Source organism: Sediminibacterium sp. (assembly GCF_019264485.1).
In the GTDB taxonomy this organism is placed as follows: domain Bacteria; phylum Bacteroidota; class Bacteroidia; order Chitinophagales; family Chitinophagaceae; genus Sediminibacterium.
Genome location: NZ_JAHVAA010000007.1, coordinates 186,674 through 207,403 on the forward strand (window position 1 = coordinate 186,674; position 20,730 = coordinate 207,403).

Below are 20,730 nucleotides of genomic sequence, written 5' to 3' on the forward strand. Positions count from 1 at the left end.
CAGCGTTTTACAATCGATAGATGTTAAAGCTGAATTACCTGTAAACAGAGTCGTTCATTATTGTATTTAGTTTGTATTATGTCGTTAAGTCAGTCACTGCAACAAAAATTATTACAAAAACTGTCGCCACAGCAGATTCAGTTAATGAAACTGTTGCAGGTGCCTACTGCCAATCTCGAAGAGCGTATCAAGGAAGAGCTGGAAGAAAATCCGGCATTGGAACTGGATGAAGAAGGGCATGCTGATGAATTTGGAGATGACTTAAAAGATGAATTCGACAGTAATGCAGATGATGATATGGAACGTGACGGCAGTGAAGAAGATTACGATAATGTAGACATCAGTGAATATGTGACCGATGACGATGGTGAGATTGCCGATTATAAAATGAAAGATGACAATTACCCGGAAATGGATGACCAGAAAGTGATCCCGATTCGTGTAGAAACAAGTTTTCATGAACTGGTATTGAACCAGCTGGGTATGCTGGAACTGGATGAACGTAATTTTAAAATTGCGGAACAGGTAGTAGGCAGTCTTGATGATGATGGTTACCTGCGTCGTGAACTCAGTTCCATCGCAGATGACCTCGCTTTCAGGCAGGGCTTAACAGTGGAGGAAAAAGAAATAGAAGCCATCATCCAGCAGATACAGCAGTTTGATCCGCCGGGTGTTTGTGCACGTGACCTCAAAGAATGCCTTTTATTACAACTCAAAAGAAAATTAACGGAGGGCATATCTGTAGAGCTGGCGATTCAGGTACTATCGAAGTATTTTGATGAGTTTACCAAAAAGCATTACGAAAAAATACAACGCGGACTGAACCTCAACGATGATCAGATCAGGGATGTGATCAATCAGATTATTAAGCTGAATCCCAAACCAGGCGGCAATATTGGTGAGATTAATAAGGCGGAGAGTTATATTATTCCCGATTTTTTCATCCTTAACAATAATGGAAAACTTGAGCTTACCCTCAATGCCAAAAACGCCCCCGATCTGCGTATCAGCGAAGGGTATAGGGATATGCTGAAAGAGTACGAAAAAGGAAGTAAAAAAGACAAGCGACAAAAAGAAGCAGTACTCTTTATTAAACAAAAGATTGATTCTGCCAAATGGTTTATTGATATGATCAAACAACGGCAGGATACATTGATTGGAACGATGAGTGCCATCATGCAACATCAGCAGGAATTTTTTCTTACCGGTGATGAAACCACGATGCGCCCGATGATCCTGAAAGATATTGCAGAGTTAACAGGGTTGGATATATCAACAGTGAGCCGTGTAGCCAATAGTAAGTTTGTACAAACTGAATTTGGTACGTACCGGTTAAAATTTTTCTTTAGTGAATCGCTGAGTACAGATAGTGGAGAAGAAGTAAGTACAAGAGAAGTAAAGAAAATATTAAGCGATATCATTGAAGCAGAAGATAAGCATAAGCCATTGAGTGATGAAGTGCTTACAGACATGCTTCAGGAAAAAGGATATAATATCGCCAGAAGAACTGTGGCCAAATACCGGGAGCAACTGAATATACCTGTAGCGAGGTTGAGAAAAGAGTTGTAGTAATATCCCTACTTTTTTATTTTATCTTCAGAAATACCTGATTTTTCCTGATTTCAGGTGAATAATCTTATTTGTTTTTAGCGCTTTTCTCTACCTTTATTTTAATCTGCAAGGGCAGCTAAAATTCAATATCCATCCACGTGAAAAAGCGAAATGTATTATTTGCTTTATTCATGGTCTTTTTTTTGGCCATGTCTCAACCCTGTCTGCATGCATCTTATACTGCAGATACCACCCGATTTATTATTCAGTCCGATACCAGTATTTGTAAAGGCGTATCTGTTCAATTACAATTGCGTGATCCATTACCCAAAGACACTTTGTTGCCGGGCGTATGGAAACAACTGATTACAGGTAACCAGATTAATCCGGCACTGTTTAATATCAGGCCTTTTGGATACGATAAAGTGAATCAATATCTCTATTCCATCATCAACAGAACAGTAACCCGTTACGACCTGAAAAAAAATGAAGTAACGATTATACCGGCAACCAACTGGCCAGGCGATTATTCTGAGTTTGTGTATGATTTTACAAACAATCGTTTAATATGCTGGAGAAGCGGGAGAGATAATATTTATGCATTACCTGCCAACGGGGGCACCTGGACACAGATTGGTGCAGGTGTAACTGACAACGAATGTTATGGTGCTTCTGCATACTGGAATCCACTCCTGCAGCAAACAGGTATTTACGGGGGGTATGGTTCTGCACAAGTGAAGAGCTGGATATTTGAACATAGCGGAACAGCCTGGCAGATGAAAAAAAACAATCCAGCCATCGATATGGTTCCGCCCAAGGGTGGCAATATTGTAGCGGGTAATAAAGATGGTTCGAAACTTTATCTTTTTTCTGGTCAGGGTAATTATAGTGGTAGTGAATTAACAGGTGCATGTGCCTTGGGAAGTCCGTGGGCAACTGCTACCGGTATTTTTTGCTGGCTCAAAGATTTGTGGGAACTGGATCTGAATACATATCAGTTCAGGAATATATTACCGGTGAATGATCCATCTATTCAATATGAAGGTGCACTGGCTTATGATTACGATAAATCAAGGTTTTTTCTTTTTGGTGGTTTTCAGCCAACAGGCGATTATATCAGTAACCTTTTTTTGAACAATACCAATAAAACATTTCGTTTCAATCCCTCCAAAGATGCAGGTTTTACAGAGTTTCAGGCAGAAGGAACATTAAGCCCACCGGCAATGGCCAGAACATCATTACCTAATTATGCCTACTATGATGAAATAGGGAAGCGTGTTATCTGGGCAAGGTTTGATGGTATCTGGGCCTATTATCCAGATTCGTCAACGGCACCAAAACCCGATACGGTATATAGATGGTCGACCGGTGCAACCACAAAAAATATCACCGTTGAACCAACACAAACCACCCGATACACAGTTACAAGAACCATTGGAACTGATATTTCAAAAGACAGTATACTGATTACCATTAATTCGCTGAATACTGCATTGACCGATAGCGTAAAACTCTGTGCTGATAGTACCCAACTTGATGCAGGTGCAGGGTTTAGTTCTTATTTATGGAACGATGGCACACAAACACAAACCATTTGGGCAAAGCAAAACGGCCGATATATCGTTACCGTTTCTGACGGAACCTGTTCGGTAAAAGATACAACAGAAGTATTGCTCGGTCGTGTGGTGGATGATTTCACTATAGGACTTGCGAAAGATTCTGTTTGTAGTGGAGAATCAGATTCTTTATTTATTCAGTCGCCTCAAACCGGCGTTACCTATAAATGGTATGTTCCAGGTAACCCCAATGCTGTTGCTACGGCTGAATACCTGAAACTGGCCAGTGTTGTATCTGATACAACATTTATGGTGAGTGCCAATGCCAGCCCGGCTTTATGTGCTGCAAAAGCTGCGAATATAACCGTCATCGTCAGGAAAAAAATTGCAGCACCAGATGTTCAGGCAGATAATATAACCGGCAATTCGGTGAGGTTTCGATGGAATGCCGTGGCCAATGCTGTAGGGTATAAACAGAGTACCGATAGCGGACTTGTATATAATGATCCATCATCTGGTTTTCAGGGACTCACACATAGCGTTAACGGATTAAATCCCAATCAAACCATTAAAGTATGGATAAAAGCCATTGGAAGAAATGCCTGTGAAGCGAGTGATAGTGTGAAAACCGTTGCTACTACGCTCAACCCTTTTGGTGATGGGATTTATGTGCCGAATGTGTTTACGCCCAATGGCGATGGGGTAAATGATATTTTCCTTGTGTATGGAAATACAATAGCAACCATGCGATTGGTCATTTATAATCAATGGGGTCAGGAGTTGTTTATAGCAACCGATCAGCAGAAAGGATGGGATGGTATATATAAAGGAAATCAATCACCCGCAGGTAGGTATTCTTATGCATTGGAGGTAAAGACACAGAGTGGCAGTAAACTAACAAAAGCAGGTTCATTCAACCTGATCAGATAATTATTGTATCATTAAATACATGAAATGAATGCGTAAAATTTTACTAATGACTGTTTTGGTGACGCTGATGCTGGTGAGCAGAACAAGTGCACAGGTGGATGCACATTTCACACAGTATTATGCGCATCCGCTATGGCTCAATCCAGCACTCACGGGAGTAAATGATGGCTATTACAGGGTAACTGCTAATTACAGGTATCAATGGCCTTCCATTTATTCGCCCTTTACTACCAAGGGTATTTCTGGTGATATGGCTGTGTCGGATGCTTTTGCAGTTGGATTAACTGTATTGAGCCAGACTACAGGCGATGGGGGATATTATTACAACAATGGTTATTTATCGGTTTCGTACAAAGCAAGATTAACCGAGTATAAAATTATCAGTGGCGGTTTCCAGGTGGGTATGTTGAATAGGGGTATTGATCCGGGAAAATTTCAATATGGTAACCAATACAACCCGTTGGTTGGTTATGACCCTACCATTCCGTCGAATGAGCAGTTCATGAGAAACAATGCCACGGCAGTGGACGGAAGTTTAGGGCTGGTATATTTCGATGCCGAACCCGACAAAGCCATGAATGCTTTTTTTGGTGTGAGTATTTATCATCCTACACAACCCCGTAATCAGTTCCTGGCCAATGGCAATAATAATAAGATCCCAATGCGTTATGCAGTTCATGGCGGTATGAGGATGCGCATGAGCGACCGGGTAGACCTGACGCCACATGCGGTTTTACTGAAACAGGGAGATGCAAGTGAAATTACGGGTGGTTTATCACTTAATATGCAGTTACAGGAGGGCACTGATTTTCTGTTGGGAACCACTTACCGGTTAAATGATGCAGTAGCACCTAATATTGGTATTCACCTGAATGGACTCACCATTGGATTCAGTTACGATATTAATATGTCGAAAATGAAAACAGCTTCCTCCGGAAATGGAGGATATGAATTATCTATCAGTTTTATTGGTCGAAGAAAAATCACTGACGCTAAGTTTGTATGCCCAAGATTGTAAGCCCTAAATATCGTTTCCTTTTTATAGCTATTACATTACTCACCATTATACCGGGTAAGCAGGTATTATATGCGCAGCGTGCGAAAAAAATAGTAAAAACAGCAGATGCCGCTTTTAAAGCAAAGGATTATTACCAGGCGGCCAAATTATATGCAGCAGTTTTATATGATAGTCCACTGGTAAAATCATCACCCGGTAAAGTATACCCATTTCAACCGGTAAGGGGTCGCGGAAAATTTAAACCTGCTGATATAATAAGGGTTACCTACCAATTGGCAGAATCTTACAGGTTGCATGATAATAGTGCAGCAGCTTTACTGCAATACAAGCGATACCTCGACTTTAACGACAAGCGTTTTCCACTGGCGCAGTTATGGTATGGTAATACAGTGTTGGCAAGCGGTGATCCTCAGCTTGCACAAAAATCATACAACGATTTTTTAACCCAGTACCGGAAAGAAGATGAGTACGCCAGCATGGCAAGATTGGGTATTGCATCCAGTTCCTTTGTGATGAAGGAGATGAGGGAAAATCCAAGGGCGAGCGTTAGAAAAACTGTTCTTACAGTATCCGGTGATGGTTCCAATTTTGCGCTCGAAAAAACCAGCGACAGTATTATCTGGTTTACCAGCTCGAGACATGAGATAGTGAGGAAGCAAAAAATATACCCTGTACGTCTTTATACAGGGAATGAAACCAATGGTTATGTAAGAAAACTGGTTTCAGGAGCAGAGGATCAGTTGAATATGGGTGCTTCTTCATTATCAGGTGATGGATTAACCCTTTATTTCACAGGCTGGAAAACAATTAATGGTTCGGCAGATCAATTCCAGATTTATTATATGGAGCGCAGTTCTGTATCTGCAAAATGGGGTAAACCAGTTGCATTACCTGCTCCTGTAAATGTAAAAGGGTATCAGTCGAAACAACCATTTATAACAGCAGACGGACGCTATCTTTTTTTCTCCTCCGATCAATCAGGTACAAAGGGTAATTATGATATCTGGTTGGTGAAAATGAATGGCAAAACACCAGATGGTGCCGCCATCAATGCGGGTGTAAATATTAATACAACCAGGGATGAGGTTTCGCCTTTTTTTGATGCAAGTGATAGTACCCTGTACTTTAGTTCGGATGGTGCAGTGGGTATGGGTGGAATGGATATTTATAAAAGCAGGGGAGCGCCGGGTCAAAATCAGTGGTCAGGTACCAGCAATCTGGGACACCCGCTTAACTCTGGTAAAAACGATCTGTACTATAAAAAGTATAAAGGATCTGATACGGTATATTTCAGCTCAGATAGAAACTCTTCCTGTTGTCTGGAGATATTCAATGCCGTACTTCTCCCTTTTTCACCCAAAACAGATACTGTATTAGTTGCACCGGTAATCCCGAAAAAAGATACAACTGCAAGTTCAGTAAAAGCGGTTATAGAGCCAGTAATCAAGCGAGATACGGTTGTAACAGTAAAAATTCCGGTTGATTCTGTGGATGCCATTACTACTGAAAGGGTACATGTAAATTATAATTTTGCGAGTGCCCGTATCAGGGATATAGATATGCCGAAACTGGATGATATTGTTCGGCAGTTAAAAGAGAATCCCGAACTCAATATCATGGTAGCTTCTTTTACAGATTGTATCGGATCGAGGGAAGCAAATGTGAATATGTCGAAAAGAAGATCTGCATCAGTTAAAGCCTATCTGGTTAAAAAAGGTATTGACCCTGCCAGAATCAATACCGATTATTTTGCAAAAAGATATTTCCTGATGGCCTGCAAAGAAGATACTTCATACAATAAGGCAGAGCAAATAGCCAACAGAAGGTCAGATCTTATTGTAACCACTGAAAAAAATCCACGCTGGCAGCCCTCAGGTAATGAAGTGGATGAAAATGGACAGCGTGATGGTAATCTATATACAGCCAATAGTGTAAACAATGAGTTGAAAACTGTTCAGCTGAAAAAAGAGACTGTCAATAAGCCTGTAAATGAAAGTCAGTCAGCAAAGGCTAAAAGGAAAACCCGTAATCAGAAAACCAAAGAGGAGAAAAGTATTGAAGAAAATAAGGAGAAGGTGTCAGGTAAGTTTGATCTTAAAAAATCTTCTCCCATCACTATAAATAAACAAAAACCCGTTGCTGAAGAAAAGATGGGTCCGAAAAATAACACGGCACAGCAGAAAAAACTGGATATCAGTGATCTGCTCGAGTTTGTGCCAAAAGTAAAGGCAAGCAATCTGGTGGATGAAATGAAGATGCGTATTCCCAGCAAGCCATTATTTGTTTATACCACTTCAGATTCTGTCAGGATTGACTTATATGATAACGGATCGTTTGATTATGATTCTTTATCTGTTATCTATAACAAAGAGATTGTGGTGTACAAACAATTACTTCGTACCAATAAGCCTGTTACTTTTTATGTGAAACTAAGTAGCAACCAGCGTGAAAACGAAATGATCTTCTTTGCAGAAAGTCTGGGTATTACACCACCCAATTCGGCATTGATGGTTATTACTGATGGCGAAAATAAACGTACTGAAGTGAATATCTCCAGTGATTTCAATAACAATACAGTGGTGTATTTTATCAAAGTCAGCAAGTAATCGTAGTTTTGCGGTGTCAAAATAAAGAATTGGCACTCAAACCCGGTTTATGAAAGATGTTGCTGAGATGCAGGAAAATAAACAACCATTACCACTTGTGATTTTTGCGAAAATCATTTCCTATGTTTTTCACCCCTTGTTTATTCCTACGTATATTTTCTTCTTTTTAATGCAGCAGGTGCCGTATGAGTTTGCGGGCATTACTCCCTGGCAGTTGAAGATGCGTTTGTTTGGTTTATTCTGGCTCACGGCTTTTTTCCCGGCTTTTGCAGTGTTCCTGTTGTGGCGACTGAAATTCAGTGAGAGTATTTTTTTGAGAACACAAAAAGAAAGGATCATTCCTTTCGTAATCACCATGTTCTTTTATTGGTGGATGTATTATCTCAGCAGAAATTTTACAGACCAGCCTATTGTACTCAAGTTTTTCTTTATGGGTATATTTATTTCAACCTCAGTAGGACTGGTGTTTAATAATTTCATCAAGATCAGCCTGCATGCTATGGCAGCAGGTGGTGCTGCAATGGCCATCATTTTATTTTCTTATTATTACCAGGCTCCTTTTGGTCTTTTTATCTGCATTGCTTTAATACTGGCAGGACTAATCTGTACTTCACGTTTGCTCGTGAGTGATCATACGAATGCCGAAATCTATTATGGTTTATTGGTAGGTGCGGGTTGTCAGTTAGGTGCTTATTTCTTTGTGATGTAAATGCCATCAGAAACGTACGCATCTTGTTTTATCGATGGTTGAATTTCTGATCTTCATGAAGCCACGGTAAGTGGCTGTTAGCTCCAGTCCGCCTCTCCAGTTAGATACTACTTTTAGTTTTGAGATGTTCACATCATAACTAACACCCACACTAAAATGCTCGAATTCCATTTTAATGGTAGGAATCAATGCATCACCCCATCTCATAAAACTTCCGATATAAAACAGATCGGGTTCATTACCATCATCATATTCTCTTACGGTAATTCCATATAAAACGCCTCCAAGGATCTGTTTGTTTTTATTCTGGGTGAAATAGTCGATAAAGCCCATGATTCTGCTGCGTTCACCGGAAGGCGCATTAATACCTGCATTGAATGACAGTCTTGGTGAAAGAAAATTTTCTGTAGAGCCAGTTACTGATTTAATGGTAGGGTTGGTTACATGCGATAAGCCAGCAGCCACATATACCCTTGTTTTATCATTGAAAGAAGTGCTTAATGACAGACCGGTACTCAAATCCCAGTAAGAATAACTGGTGTTGGTGATAGGTTGTGAAGTGGGATTGGATGGATTGTATTCTCCTCCGCGAAACTGGTCACCCAGTTTTAATTTCGATGCATCGAACTGACTTGAAACGGGGCCTCCCATAAATGCCAGCGAGAGGTAGGTGTCGTCATTATTACTGAGTGATTTGTGATAATTGATGGCAGGTAATATTTGTGTTCTTCTTAAACGAAGATCTCCTGCCACATCGATACTCATTTGAGAAGCGATAGTGAGGAAATCATTTTTTCCACCCATCGGAATTTTATGTTCTACACTAAAAGAGGATGTTTTGTAAGGAACGGTTACGCTTCCCCACTGACTGCGATGTGCCATGGAGACCCTGATATCGCCTGTAAATACACCGGCAAGTGAGGGGTTACGTAATAAAGGCTGCTCATAAAACTGTGAGAATGTAAAATCCTGGGCATGTGTCTTACCGGTAACCAGTAATGCTGCCATTACAATAAAGCTGAGGGTAGAATTTTTGCTCATTTGAGTATGGTTATATTTCCTTTAAATATGGTTGGTAACCCTTTTTCACAGATGACTTCCGATACATATACAAATACATCCGGTGTTACCGCTTTGCCAAAAGCAGTGCCGTTCCATGCATATGCCGGATCGCCGGGTGAGAAGTTGGCTTTTTCAAAAACCAGTTGCCCCCATCTGTTATATATCCTGAAACTTTTAATCAGTTTAACACCCTTACCCTGCACCAGTAATACATCATTCACACCATCGCCATCAGGTGAAAACGCATTGGGAACAAAGAGTTCAGTCGCAGGACAAAGTGTTTTAATACAAAGGGTATCTGTACTCACACATCCGTAGTTGTTTACTACTGTACAGGATATACATGCATCATTAGATAATTTTACTTCGGGTGTTGGGCATGTTGGACAACTGATAGATGCGGCACCACCCCAACGCCATTTTCTGATTTGGTCAGTGCCTCCATTGATACTGTTATTGGAAAGCACACTTAACTGGAAGCTGGTTCCTGCAGTAATGACTGTATCCCTGCCGATATTGATGGGTGTTGGGCGACCCACAACCACTTTTATCTGTGCAGTATCTGTAAAGCAATTGAATGCGTCTTTTCCGATAACATTATAAATAGTGGTTTCAACTGGTTTGGCTACAGGGTTAGCAACACTGGCATTGCTTAAACCATTTTCCGGATACCATTTGTATGTGCTGGCGCCTGTGGCGATGAGTTGTTTGCTTTCGCCAATACATAAGGTATCGCCCTGAGCGGCAAACATTTTTAATGGCTGTATAACACGTATGTTGGTTGATTTGATTTCACTGCAACCATGCTCGTCATATCCAATTACACGAACTGTTGTTGAACCAGCGGGTCTTACAGTTTTATTATTCGGGCCAGATGCAGTGATATTATTTAACTGATCATACCAGATATAACTCATGGCACCAGAAGCAACGAGACGAATTGAGTCACCTTTACAGATCGTGCTGTTGGGGGTTATATTGATAACGGGTAATGGATGTACTGTCATGGCTTTGTAGGCAGAGTCAAAGCAATTGTTAACAGTTGTTGCGGTAAGACGAACAGTGTATTGTCCATCAACGAGGTAACGAACAGAAATAACAGAGTCGGTACTTCTTGTGCCATTACCCAGGTTCCACAATAACATGGCGATGGTATCTCTTGAGTTTACAACGGGTAACAATTGCGTAAGCTGCCCCTGGCAAACATCCCTGATGGCATCAATGTCTACCTGCGGGAATTCAAAAACATCAACTGTAAACTGGGCTTGTAAAGTATTTACACAACCTGCATTGCTCTGTACGCTCAGGTTCATGGTATAAGTACCTTCACTGGTGAACCTGATACTATTCTCTTTTTGGTTAACGGTGTCGCCGGGAGCAATACTCCATTTCCAGCCAGCTATTCCAAAATTTGAATGACTGCGGTCGTTGAACTGGTAAATCGTATTACCACAATTATGAACACCTGATAAAGTAAAGTCAGCAATGGTTTGGTCAACTCTTACCATTACGGTATCTGAAGAACTTACGCAGATACCATTTGATATTTCCCATGCAAACTGGTAAGAACCTGTTGTTAATCCTGCGATTGTAGTATTCGGATTGGCAGGATCGGCTATTAATGCAGTATTCGGGCCAGTTACCTGTTTCCAACTACCGGTTCCTGCAAATGGAGTATTTCCCCTGAGTGCCGAACTGGTTGCAGCATTACAAACAAGTACATCAGCGCCGGCATCGGCAGGAGTTACAGGAGATACTACTGCTATTTCAACCGGTGCAGTATACATAACGGCACAAGTGCCATTTTTAACCAGTGTGCGATATAATGTGTTCCTGGTAAGATTATTATACCTTAATGTATCTGAAACGATATTGCTTAAACTACTCCAGCTTGCGCCACTGTTTTCAGATGATTCCCACTGAACAATCGTTCCAAGTCTGCCCGATAAAATAATATTTCCAGTATTGTTATTGTAGCAGACAGTATCAGTACCGGTTAAGTTTCCTGCAACGGTAGCCGCATCAACAACAATATTTACAGAATCGCTGAAGGCAGCAGAACAAACGCCACTTTGTACGAGTACCCTGAACATGGTTGTTGTGGCCAGATTACTGAAACTGTACTGATCGCCGGTGTAATTAATAAGGTTCCAACTGCTGCCATTGTTGGTTGAAGACTCCCAGCGAATCAGGTCGCCTACATAGTTGGTAAGTTGTAAGGTTCCATTATTTGATGTAACACAAACAGTATCGTTTGCAGCAATATGTCCGCCAACAGTAAACGGATTAACAGTTATGGTAACGGTGTTTGAATAGAGTGAAGCACAAACACCACTCTGTACCAGTACCCTGAATCTTGTGGTAAGGGTAAGATTTGAATAAGTATAGGTGTTTTGAGTTGTATTGATAATATTCCAGTTGGCTCCATTGTCAGTAGAACTTTCCCATCTGATGATAGTACCTGTATAGTTATTAATAGAAAGACTGCCGGTATTCAGGGTGGTACAAACTGTATCATCATTACTCAACAGACCTGCAGAAGTTGGAGGGTCTATTCTTACCTCAACTTCATTACTGGATGCCTGACAAACACTGTTTGAAATGGTCCACATAAAACGATATGTACCTGTACTCAAGCCCGATAAATTTGTACCAGCGAGGTTGGCATTGTCGAAGACAGCCGTTGTAGGTCCGGCTGTCTGGCTCCATATACCCACTCCTGAAGCAGGTGTATTACCATCGAGTCTGGCCGAACTACTGTTACATAAAGTCTGGTTCATACCCGCAACAGCAATTGTTACCTGCGGCATTACTGTAATTAATACAGGGTTGGAATAACCGGTAGCACAAACGCTGTTCTTCACCAATACCCTGAATAAAGTAGAACTGGTGAGATTGTTATACGTGTAGCTGTTCGTTGTATTTGATATAACAGACCATGAAGCACCATTATCGGTAGAATACTCCCAATGTAAAATATTACCGGTAGTTCCTGATAATTGCAGAGTACCTGTATTTGAACCGGAGCAAACAGTTGCATGTGATGATAATGTTCCGGGAACGGTAACAGGATCAATCCTTACCTGAACCGTATCTTTTGAATCAACACAGAGATTATTTGTAATCGTCCATACAAAAGAATAAGTACCCACAGCAAGACCTGTTACAACGGTATTAGGATCTGCTGCATTGGCAAAAACCGGAACAACGGGGCCAGACAGGTAAGTCCATACACCTGTTCCCGACACAGGTAAGTTAGCCTGCAATACAGTGGTTGTTGCATTACAAAGAATCTGATCGGCACCTGCGTTTGACGTTGTTACGGGTTGCACTACAGTTATGGTAACATTATTAGAGTACAAAGGATTACAGGAGCCACTTTGTACAGCAACACGATAAGACGTAGTTGTATTCAGGTTTGTGTAGGTAAATGTATTGGTTGTGTTTACGATACTATTCCATGAAGAGCCTCCTGAAGTTGAAAATTCCCACCTGAGAATATCGCCTGTATTTCCACTGAGTGAAAGAATATTATTATTGGAAGTGGCACAAACAGTAGCATCAGCTATCAAAGATCCAGGAACGGTTTGAGGGTCTATCGTGATCTGAACAGTATCTGCCGAGTTGGCACAGGTACCATTGGCAATTGTCCAGATAAACTGGTAGGTACCGGTAGTTAAACCATTTACTGTTGTATTCGGATCAGTTGGGTTTGTAAAGCTGATGGCAGATGGTGCACCTGCAATAACTGTCCAGGTTCCTGTTCCTGATGCAGGTGTGTTGGCACTTAATGTTGCAGTACTTACATTACATAAACGCTGATCTGGGCCTGCATTGGCAGGTGTTACAGGAGGAATGACTGTAACAGTTATGCCATTTGAATATACAGCAGGACAAATTTCATTTTGAACCAATGCCCTGTAAGAAGTGGTTGTATTCAGGTTGGTATAAGTGAAAGTATTAGCTGTGTTGGAAATGTTGCTCCATGATCCTCCATTATTAGTAGAGAATTCCCAGCGAATGATATTTCCATTATTACCAGACAGTGTAAGTATATCGGTATTGTTAGTGGCACAAACAGTAGCCGAAGCAACCAGATTACCCTGCACTGTAGGTGCGGCAATATATACTTCAACAGTATCAACCGAATTGGCACACATACCATTGGCAATGGTCCAGATGAAATGATACCTGCCATTCACCAATCCATTTACAGTTGTGGCCGGATCATTGGCATTGGTGAAATTAACCGCCGATGGTGCGCCTGCCGCAAGCGTCCATGTACCCGAACCCGAGCTGGGGTTATTGGCGTTTAATGCAGCAGCAGTTACATTACAGAGAACCTGGTCTGTACCTGCATTGGCAGCAGTGACAGGAGGTATTACCGTAACGGTAACTTCATTTGAATACAATGCGGGACAGATTTCATGCTGATTTATTGCCCTGTAAGAAGTGGTTGTATTCAGGTTGGTATAAGTGAAGGTATTAGCTGTGTTGGAAATAGTACTCCATGATCCGCCGTTGTTGGTAGAAAATTCCCAGCGAATAATATTTCCATTATTACCTGACAGTGTAAGTATATCAGTGTTGTTGGTGGCACAAACAGTAGCGGAGGCAACAAGGTTACCTGCAACCGTTGGAGGAACAATGCGTATTTCAACGGTATCTGAGGAGCTTGCACAGAGGGTATTTGAGATGGTCCATACAAAACGATAAGTACCCTGCACCATTCCATTTACGGTGGTGGCCGGATCTGCAGCATTGGTAAAACTTACTGCTGAAGGGGCACCTGCAAGAAGTGTCCAGATACCCGTACCCGAAACAGGGGTATTGGCATTTAACAGAGCGGCCGTTACATTACATAATACCTGATCACTTCCTGCATTGGCAGGTGTTACTTCCGGTAAAACGGTAACGGTAACAATATTGGTGAATAATGCAGGACATACACTATTTTTTACCTGGCCGCGGTATTGAGTTGTCTGTGTAAGATTGGTATAAGTTACGGTGCTGAGATTAGCTGTATTTGTTACACCCAGCCAGGTTATTCCATTATCAATTGAGTATTCTGTTTGTACAATATTTCCAAAAAATCCGGTCAGGGTTAATGCCCCGTTGTTACTGGTAATACAAACTGTATTATCGGCACTTATATTTCCGGCAATGGTAGGTTGTTGAATGGTAATGGCTACGGTGTCTTTAGAATCGGAACAGATACCGTTAGAAATGGTCCATACAAAATAATAAGTACCAAAACCTAAACCACTGATGACACTATTGGGATCTGCAGTGTTTGAAAATGCTGCAACGGTTGGATTGCCGGGCAGTGCCGACCATGTACCCATACCTGAAGTAGGACTATTACCTGCAAGGGTAGAAGAAGTAGTATTACAAAGCAGTTGGTCGGGTCCGGCATTGGCAGGTGTAACCAGTTCCAGAACGGTAACTGTTGCGGCAATACCGGAATATAATTCTGCACCTACACCATTTTTAACCAGGGCCCTGAATAAAGTAGTTTGGGTAAGGTTGTTATAAGTATAAGTATCCTGATTAGTACCTACAGTAGAACTGATAATGGTCCATGTAGTACCATTGGTAACAGAGAGTTCCCACTGAAGAATGGTTCCAAGATAATCGGTTAGCTGAAGTGTACCGCTGTTATTGCCGGTACAAACCACCGCATCAGGCCCAATAACACCCGGGTTGGTAGGAGGCTGAACTGTAATCTGCATGGTATCTCTCGAAACAGGACAATAACCGTTAGAAACAGTCCATACCAATAAATATTTTCCATCGGTAGGAGGAGCGCCATGAACATAATCAAGACCGGTAATGGTTGATCTTGGATTGGTTATTCCTGAAAAATTAAGTGTAGTAGTAGCGCCCGGTACAACAGACCATATTCCCGTTCCTGATACAGGCGTATTGCCGTTCAGTGTGTAACTGGATACACCATTGATAAATGTGGTATCGGGCCCTGCATTGGCAGGTGTTACCGGTTGTAATACAGTAATGGTATTCAGATTGGTATACAATACCGGGCAATTCTGGTTTTGTACTGCAGCCCTGAAAACAGTTGTTGCGCTTAGGTTGTTATAATCCAGCGTATTGGTGGTATTGGCAACAGTGGTCCATGAAGTACCATAATCAGTAGAATATTCCCAGCGTTGAATACTACCGGTGTTGCCGCTTAAAGTAAGTGTTCCATTATTTGATATAGCACAAACAGTTGCTTCTGCTGTAATATTACCCGGTACTGAAGGTGGATGGATAACAACCTGAACAGTATCTTTTGAATCTGCACAGGTTCCATTTGAAATGGTCCATACAAATTGATAAGTACCTGCCACCAAACCACTCACTGTTGTAGCCGGATTGGCAGTATTGGTAAAGGTTACAGTTGAAGGTGCACCAGCCAGTACAGACCATGTGCCAGTTCCAGATGTTGGATTATTCCCGTTTAAAGTAATACCTGTAACATTACAGATAGATTGATCAGTTCCTGCATTAGCTGTTGTTACTGCTGGTAAAACAGTAAGGGTAATAATATTTGAATACAATGGAGCACAAACACCACTTTGAACCGATGCCCTGTATTGAGTAGTGGAAGAAAGATTATTAAAGTTGAGTGTATTAGTAGTATTAGAGATAATGGTCCATGAAGTACCATTATCAGTTGAAGCTTCCCAATGAAGAATATTACCTGTATAACCTGCCAAAGTGAGTGTACCGTTATTTGAAGTGGCGCAAACAGTATTACTTGCAGACAAAGTACCAGGAACAGTTTGCGGATCAACAGTGATAGATACAGTGTCTCTTGAATCAGCACAAGTGCCGTTAGAGATAGTCCAGACAAACTGGTAAGTGCCCACTACAAGACCATTAACAGTTGAGTTGGGGTTGTTGGCATTGGTAAAGCTGACAGTAGAAGGAGCACCCGGAACAACAGTCCATGTGCCAGTACCATTTACAGGTGTATTGGCAGCAAGTATGGTAGCCGTTGTAAAACAAACATGTGTATCCGTTCCTGCATTGGCTGTTGTTACTGCGGGTAAAACAGTAATGGTAATAATATTTGAATACTGGGAATTACAAACGCCGCTTTGTACGGCAACCCTGTATTGAGTTGTAACAGATAAATTAGTATAGTTAAATGTGTTGGCTGTATTTGCAATAGCTGTCCATGAAGTACCATTATCAGTTGAAGCTTCCCAATGAAGAATATTACCTGTATAACCTGCCAGAGTGAGTGTACCGTTATTTGAAGTGGCGCAAACAGTATTACTTGCAGACAAAGTACCAGGAACAGTTTGCGGATCAACAGTGATAGATACAGTGTCTCTTGAATCAGCACAAGTGCCGTTAGAGATAGTCCAGACAAATTGGTAAGTGCCTACTACAAGACCATTAACAGTTGAGTTGGGGTTGTTGGCATTGGTAAAGGTTACAGCAGAAGGTGCACCCGGAACAATGGTCCATGTACCGGTACCATTAACCGGTGTATTGGCAGCAAGTATGGTAGCTGTTGTAAAACAAACATGTGTATCCGTTCCTGCATTGGCTGTTGTTACCGCTGGTAAAACAGTAATCGTAATAATATTTGAATACAATGGAGCACAAACACCACTTTGAACCGATGCCCTGTACTGCGTGGTAGTGCCAAGATTAGTATAGTTGAGTGTATTGGTTGTGTTGGCGATAGTAGTCCATGAAGTACCATTATCAATAGAACTTTCCCAATGAAGAATATTACCGGTATAACCTGCCAGTGTAATTGTTCCGTTATTGGTAGTAGCACAAACTGTATTGCCTGCAGACAGTGTGCCGGGAACAGTAGCGGGGTATACAGTAAGTTGAACGGTGTCTTTTATATTGGTACATACACCATTGCTAACTGTCCATTCGAATTGATATACACCGGCAACAAGACCGCTTACTGTGGTATGGGCATCCGCAGCATTAGTAAAGCTAACCGCAGATGGACCTGAAATAAATGACCAGCTACCACTTCCGGAAGAAGGAGTAGTGGCATTCAAACCTGTGGCGGAAACATTGCACACACTGAAATCAGTTCCGGCATCAGGCATTTCAACAGGAGGTACAACCGTAATGGTGGCAATGGTTGAATATACCGGGGTACAAACACCACTCTGTACCAGAACCCTGTATTGGGTAGAAGCAGTAAGATTTGTATAAATGTAAGTATTGGTAGTGTTAGAGATGGTTGTCCAACTTCCGCCGTTGTTAACAGAGAACTCCCATTGAATTATGTTTCCTGTATAAGTATTCAGGCTTAGCGAACCGGTATTTCCTGTAGCACAAACAGTGGCATCATTTCCCAGTGTGCCGGGAACAGTAATTGGAGAAACGGTAATAGTGATATTATTACTATATGCAACAGCACAGCTTCCGCTTTGTACTACTGCCCTGAATGAAGTAGTTTGGGTAAGATTATTGAATGTGTAAGTGCTGGTATTAACTGCATAGCTGTTTGGCCAGGTAGTTCCACCATCTACCGAAGATTCCCAGCGAATAATATTACCTGTATTACCTGCGAGGGTAAGCGTACCTGTATTACTACCGGAACATACAGTCATGGCACTGCTTAAAGTACCTGGTACAGTTAACGGATCAACAGTAACAGTAACCGAATTGGAAAACTGAATACTGCAACTTCCACTTTGTACCACAGCCCTGTATAAAGTGGAAACAGTGAGGTTGCTGAATGTATAAGTATTGTTTGTGTTGGTAATAGTTGTCCAGCTTGTACCATTATCAATTGATGATTCCCAGCGAATAATATTTCCTGTATAACCTGTGAGTGTAACAGAACCCGTATTGGTTCCGAAACATACATTGGTATTTGCTGAAAGGGTACCTGCAACAGTTTCCGGACTAATGATCACATTTACAGTGTCTCTCGAAATAGTACAGGGATTATTTGATATGGTCCATACAAATACATAAGTACCTGGAATCAATCCGCTTACTGTACTGTTGGGTAATGCAGCATTACTGAATATAACAGCAGAAGCACCGGAAGCCATTGTCCAGTTACCTGTACCCACTAAAGGAGTATTACCACTTAGTTGAGCAGAGCCGAGGTTACACAATAACTGATCGGCGCCTGCTGCAGCTGTGGTTGGGTTTGGTTTAACGGTAATGTCTGTTGAGTCTGTTGCTGTACAGCCATTGGTTGAAATAGTAGTTATTCTGTATCGTACAATTGCATTTGCTGTAGATGTATTGGTTAATACATCTGTAATAGTAGTTGTTGAAGAAGGCGTGTTGTTTGATGAGTAACCGGTAACTATTCCTGAAACAACTGAAGATGTCCATGAAAAGGAAGACCCTGGCAGTGAGCTACTGAACTGGATATTGGCAGCAGTACCCGAACAGATTTGAGCTGCATTGTTGGTAACTGAAATGGCAGGATTTGGATTGATGGTAACAGTGAGTGTATACGGTGTTCCTGCACAACCTGCATAATATGGGGTAATTACATACTGCACAACAGCAGCTGTGGTAGAAGACGAATTAATAAGTAAGTCGCTGATATTGCCTGAGCCATTTGTGGTATTACCGCTACCTGTGCCGCTTGTAAAAGAAGATGTCCATAAAAAAGTACTTCCTGTCTGTGAAGCAGAGGGTGTATAAGATAAGAGTTGATTGGAGCAGATGGCTGTGGTTGTATTTGTGCCAATATTGTTGGGGTATATTCTTAAAATCATTGAATCCCGACTGGTATTGCTGCCGCAGTTACCGGTGGCATTGTAAGTAGATGTTCCGGTGAAATACAGTTTTACTGAACCGGCAGTCTTATCGGCCAGACTCGGAGTATAAGTTGGGTTTAAAGAATTGGCATTGGAGAAAGTTCCGGTACCGGAAGTACTCCAGCTATAGTTATTGGTGACATAAGAAATAGCACCTGATAGATTTACCGTATTGGTATTGTAACAGATTGAAGTATCTTTTGAATTGAGGATACTTGCCATTGCTACTGCGTTTTTAAAAACTATCTGTGTGTCACTGCAGCTTACACCATTCGTGGTAAACTGAACACTCACAGAATAAGCTGCAGAACTGTTGAACTGAAAACGCGGATACTGAGAAGAAGCATTATTAGAGCCCTGAAAACTCCATGATCCAGTGCTTGATACTGCCCATAAATAACTATTGCCTGCATTACTGTTGCTGTAAGTAACTTTATAATACTCATCAGTTGCGCTATAACTTGTTATTCCATTATTACATTCAATCACATCAGGATTCAATTTTACAGAAGCTATAGTTAGTGATATGGAGGCAGATGCTGTAATACAAGTGCTTGATGTTAAACTCGCCACATCGGGCCCAACAATTACACGATAGGAGGCGCCGTCTGTACTGGTAGCATTACTTATGGTATAACTGCTGGTTGTGGAAGCTGTTCCGATATTGGACCATGTAACACCCCCATCTGTACTTTTCTGCCATTGGTAAGCTGGCGATGTAAATGGATTATTGACAATAGATGCATTAATAGTTGTGCTTGTACCCGCACAAATGGTGGTACCTGTATTGAACGAAACAGTAGCAGTAGGTGTACAGGCGGTGAAAAGAATATCATCGATAGCCAGATCATTGCCGCACTGGGGCTGGCCACCATAAGCATCAACCATTTCCAAGACCAGCGATGTAGTACCAGATGGCAATGCAAAACTAAAACCATATTGAAGCCAGTTAGGCGCAACAGAACGGTTGGCTGTAAGTGGCAGATCACCAGTGTTATAAGTGGCAAGAACAGTACCTGAAGTATTTTTAATATTGAATGTAACATTGGGATAAACATAACCACTGCCACAAATAGGTAAAGTATTACTGGTGGTATTTACATTGGCCATCCAGGCAGAAAAATTATAGGTAGAACCCGGACAGAGATTGTCGACCTGTTGCGTAAAAAATACTGATCCGCCGGTACCTGCATTTACCAGAAACATATTACCATTTGAATTGCCTGTATGGTCGGCACCTACAGCCCAGTCGTTGCGGCCTGAATTTTGAACACGTGGGGTAACTATATACCTGCCATCATCCAGTGCACCGCTGCTTTGGAAAGAATAGTTGGTATTGAAACCAGCGGGTACTGTGGTTTTGGAGGAAGAAGAAGAACCTTGCCCGAAGGTTTGTGAAAAAACCGGCGCTAACGCGCTGCTGGAACAAGTGCCTTGCCCTTCTACCAATAACGAGGTATACAGACAACAAAGCAAGAGCACAACATGGTATGTGTACTTCTGGGGGATCATGGATATTGGATAT

Annotated in this window: 7 protein-coding genes; 5 read left to right on the plus strand and 2 right to left on the minus strand. The window is 41.6% G+C overall.

Going from position 1 to position 20,730, the window contains the following annotated elements; genetic code table 11:
* Positions 1–78 precede the first annotated feature (78 nt).
* The 5 genes from rpoN to KXJ59_RS05225 all read left to right on the plus strand — a co-directional run bounded on the left by rpoN (position 79) and on the right by KXJ59_RS05225 (position 8,370).
* Positions 79–1,569: an RNA polymerase factor sigma-54 gene (gene rpoN, locus KXJ59_RS05205; protein WP_295201902.1), complete on the plus strand. Its 1,491-nt coding sequence runs from the start codon at positions 79–81 to the stop codon at positions 1,567–1,569.
* Between the two features lie 140 nt (positions 1,570–1,709).
* Positions 1,710–4,037: a gliding motility-associated C-terminal domain-containing protein gene (locus KXJ59_RS05210; RefSeq protein WP_295201904.1), complete on the plus strand. Its 2,328-nt coding sequence runs from the start codon at positions 1,710–1,712 to the stop codon at positions 4,035–4,037.
* A 28-nt stretch (positions 4,038–4,065) separates the two neighbouring features.
* A complete protein-coding gene (locus tag KXJ59_RS05215) occupies positions 4,066–5,055 on the plus strand; it encodes a PorP/SprF family type IX secretion system membrane protein (RefSeq protein ID WP_295201905.1) in 990 nt (329 codons plus the stop codon).
* Complete coding sequence (locus tag KXJ59_RS05220) at positions 5,040–7,661, plus strand: OmpA family protein (RefSeq protein ID WP_295201907.1); 2,622 nt, start codon at positions 5,040–5,042, stop codon at positions 7,659–7,661. Before KXJ59_RS05215 ends, KXJ59_RS05220 begins: the two co-directional genes overlap by 16 nt.
* 49 nt (positions 7,662–7,710) lie before the next feature.
* A complete protein-coding gene (locus tag KXJ59_RS05225) occupies positions 7,711–8,370 on the plus strand; it encodes a hypothetical protein (protein ID WP_295201909.1) in 660 nt (219 codons plus the stop codon).
* A gap of 6 nt (positions 8,371–8,376) precedes the next feature.
* Here the strand turns inward: KXJ59_RS05225 and KXJ59_RS05230 are convergent, their stop codons facing one another.
* Both KXJ59_RS05230 and KXJ59_RS05235 read right to left on the minus strand, forming a co-directional pair.
* Positions 8,377–9,411: a PorP/SprF family type IX secretion system membrane protein gene (locus KXJ59_RS05230; protein WP_295201910.1), complete on the minus strand. Its 1,035-nt coding sequence runs from the start codon at positions 9,409–9,411 to the stop codon at positions 8,377–8,379.
* Complete coding sequence (locus KXJ59_RS05235) at positions 9,408–20,717, minus strand: PKD-like domain-containing protein (protein WP_295201912.1); 11,310 nt, start codon at positions 20,715–20,717, stop codon at positions 9,408–9,410. The genes KXJ59_RS05230 and KXJ59_RS05235 overlap by 4 nt, the downstream gene beginning before the upstream one ends.
* Positions 20,718–20,730: the final 13 nt, after the last annotated feature.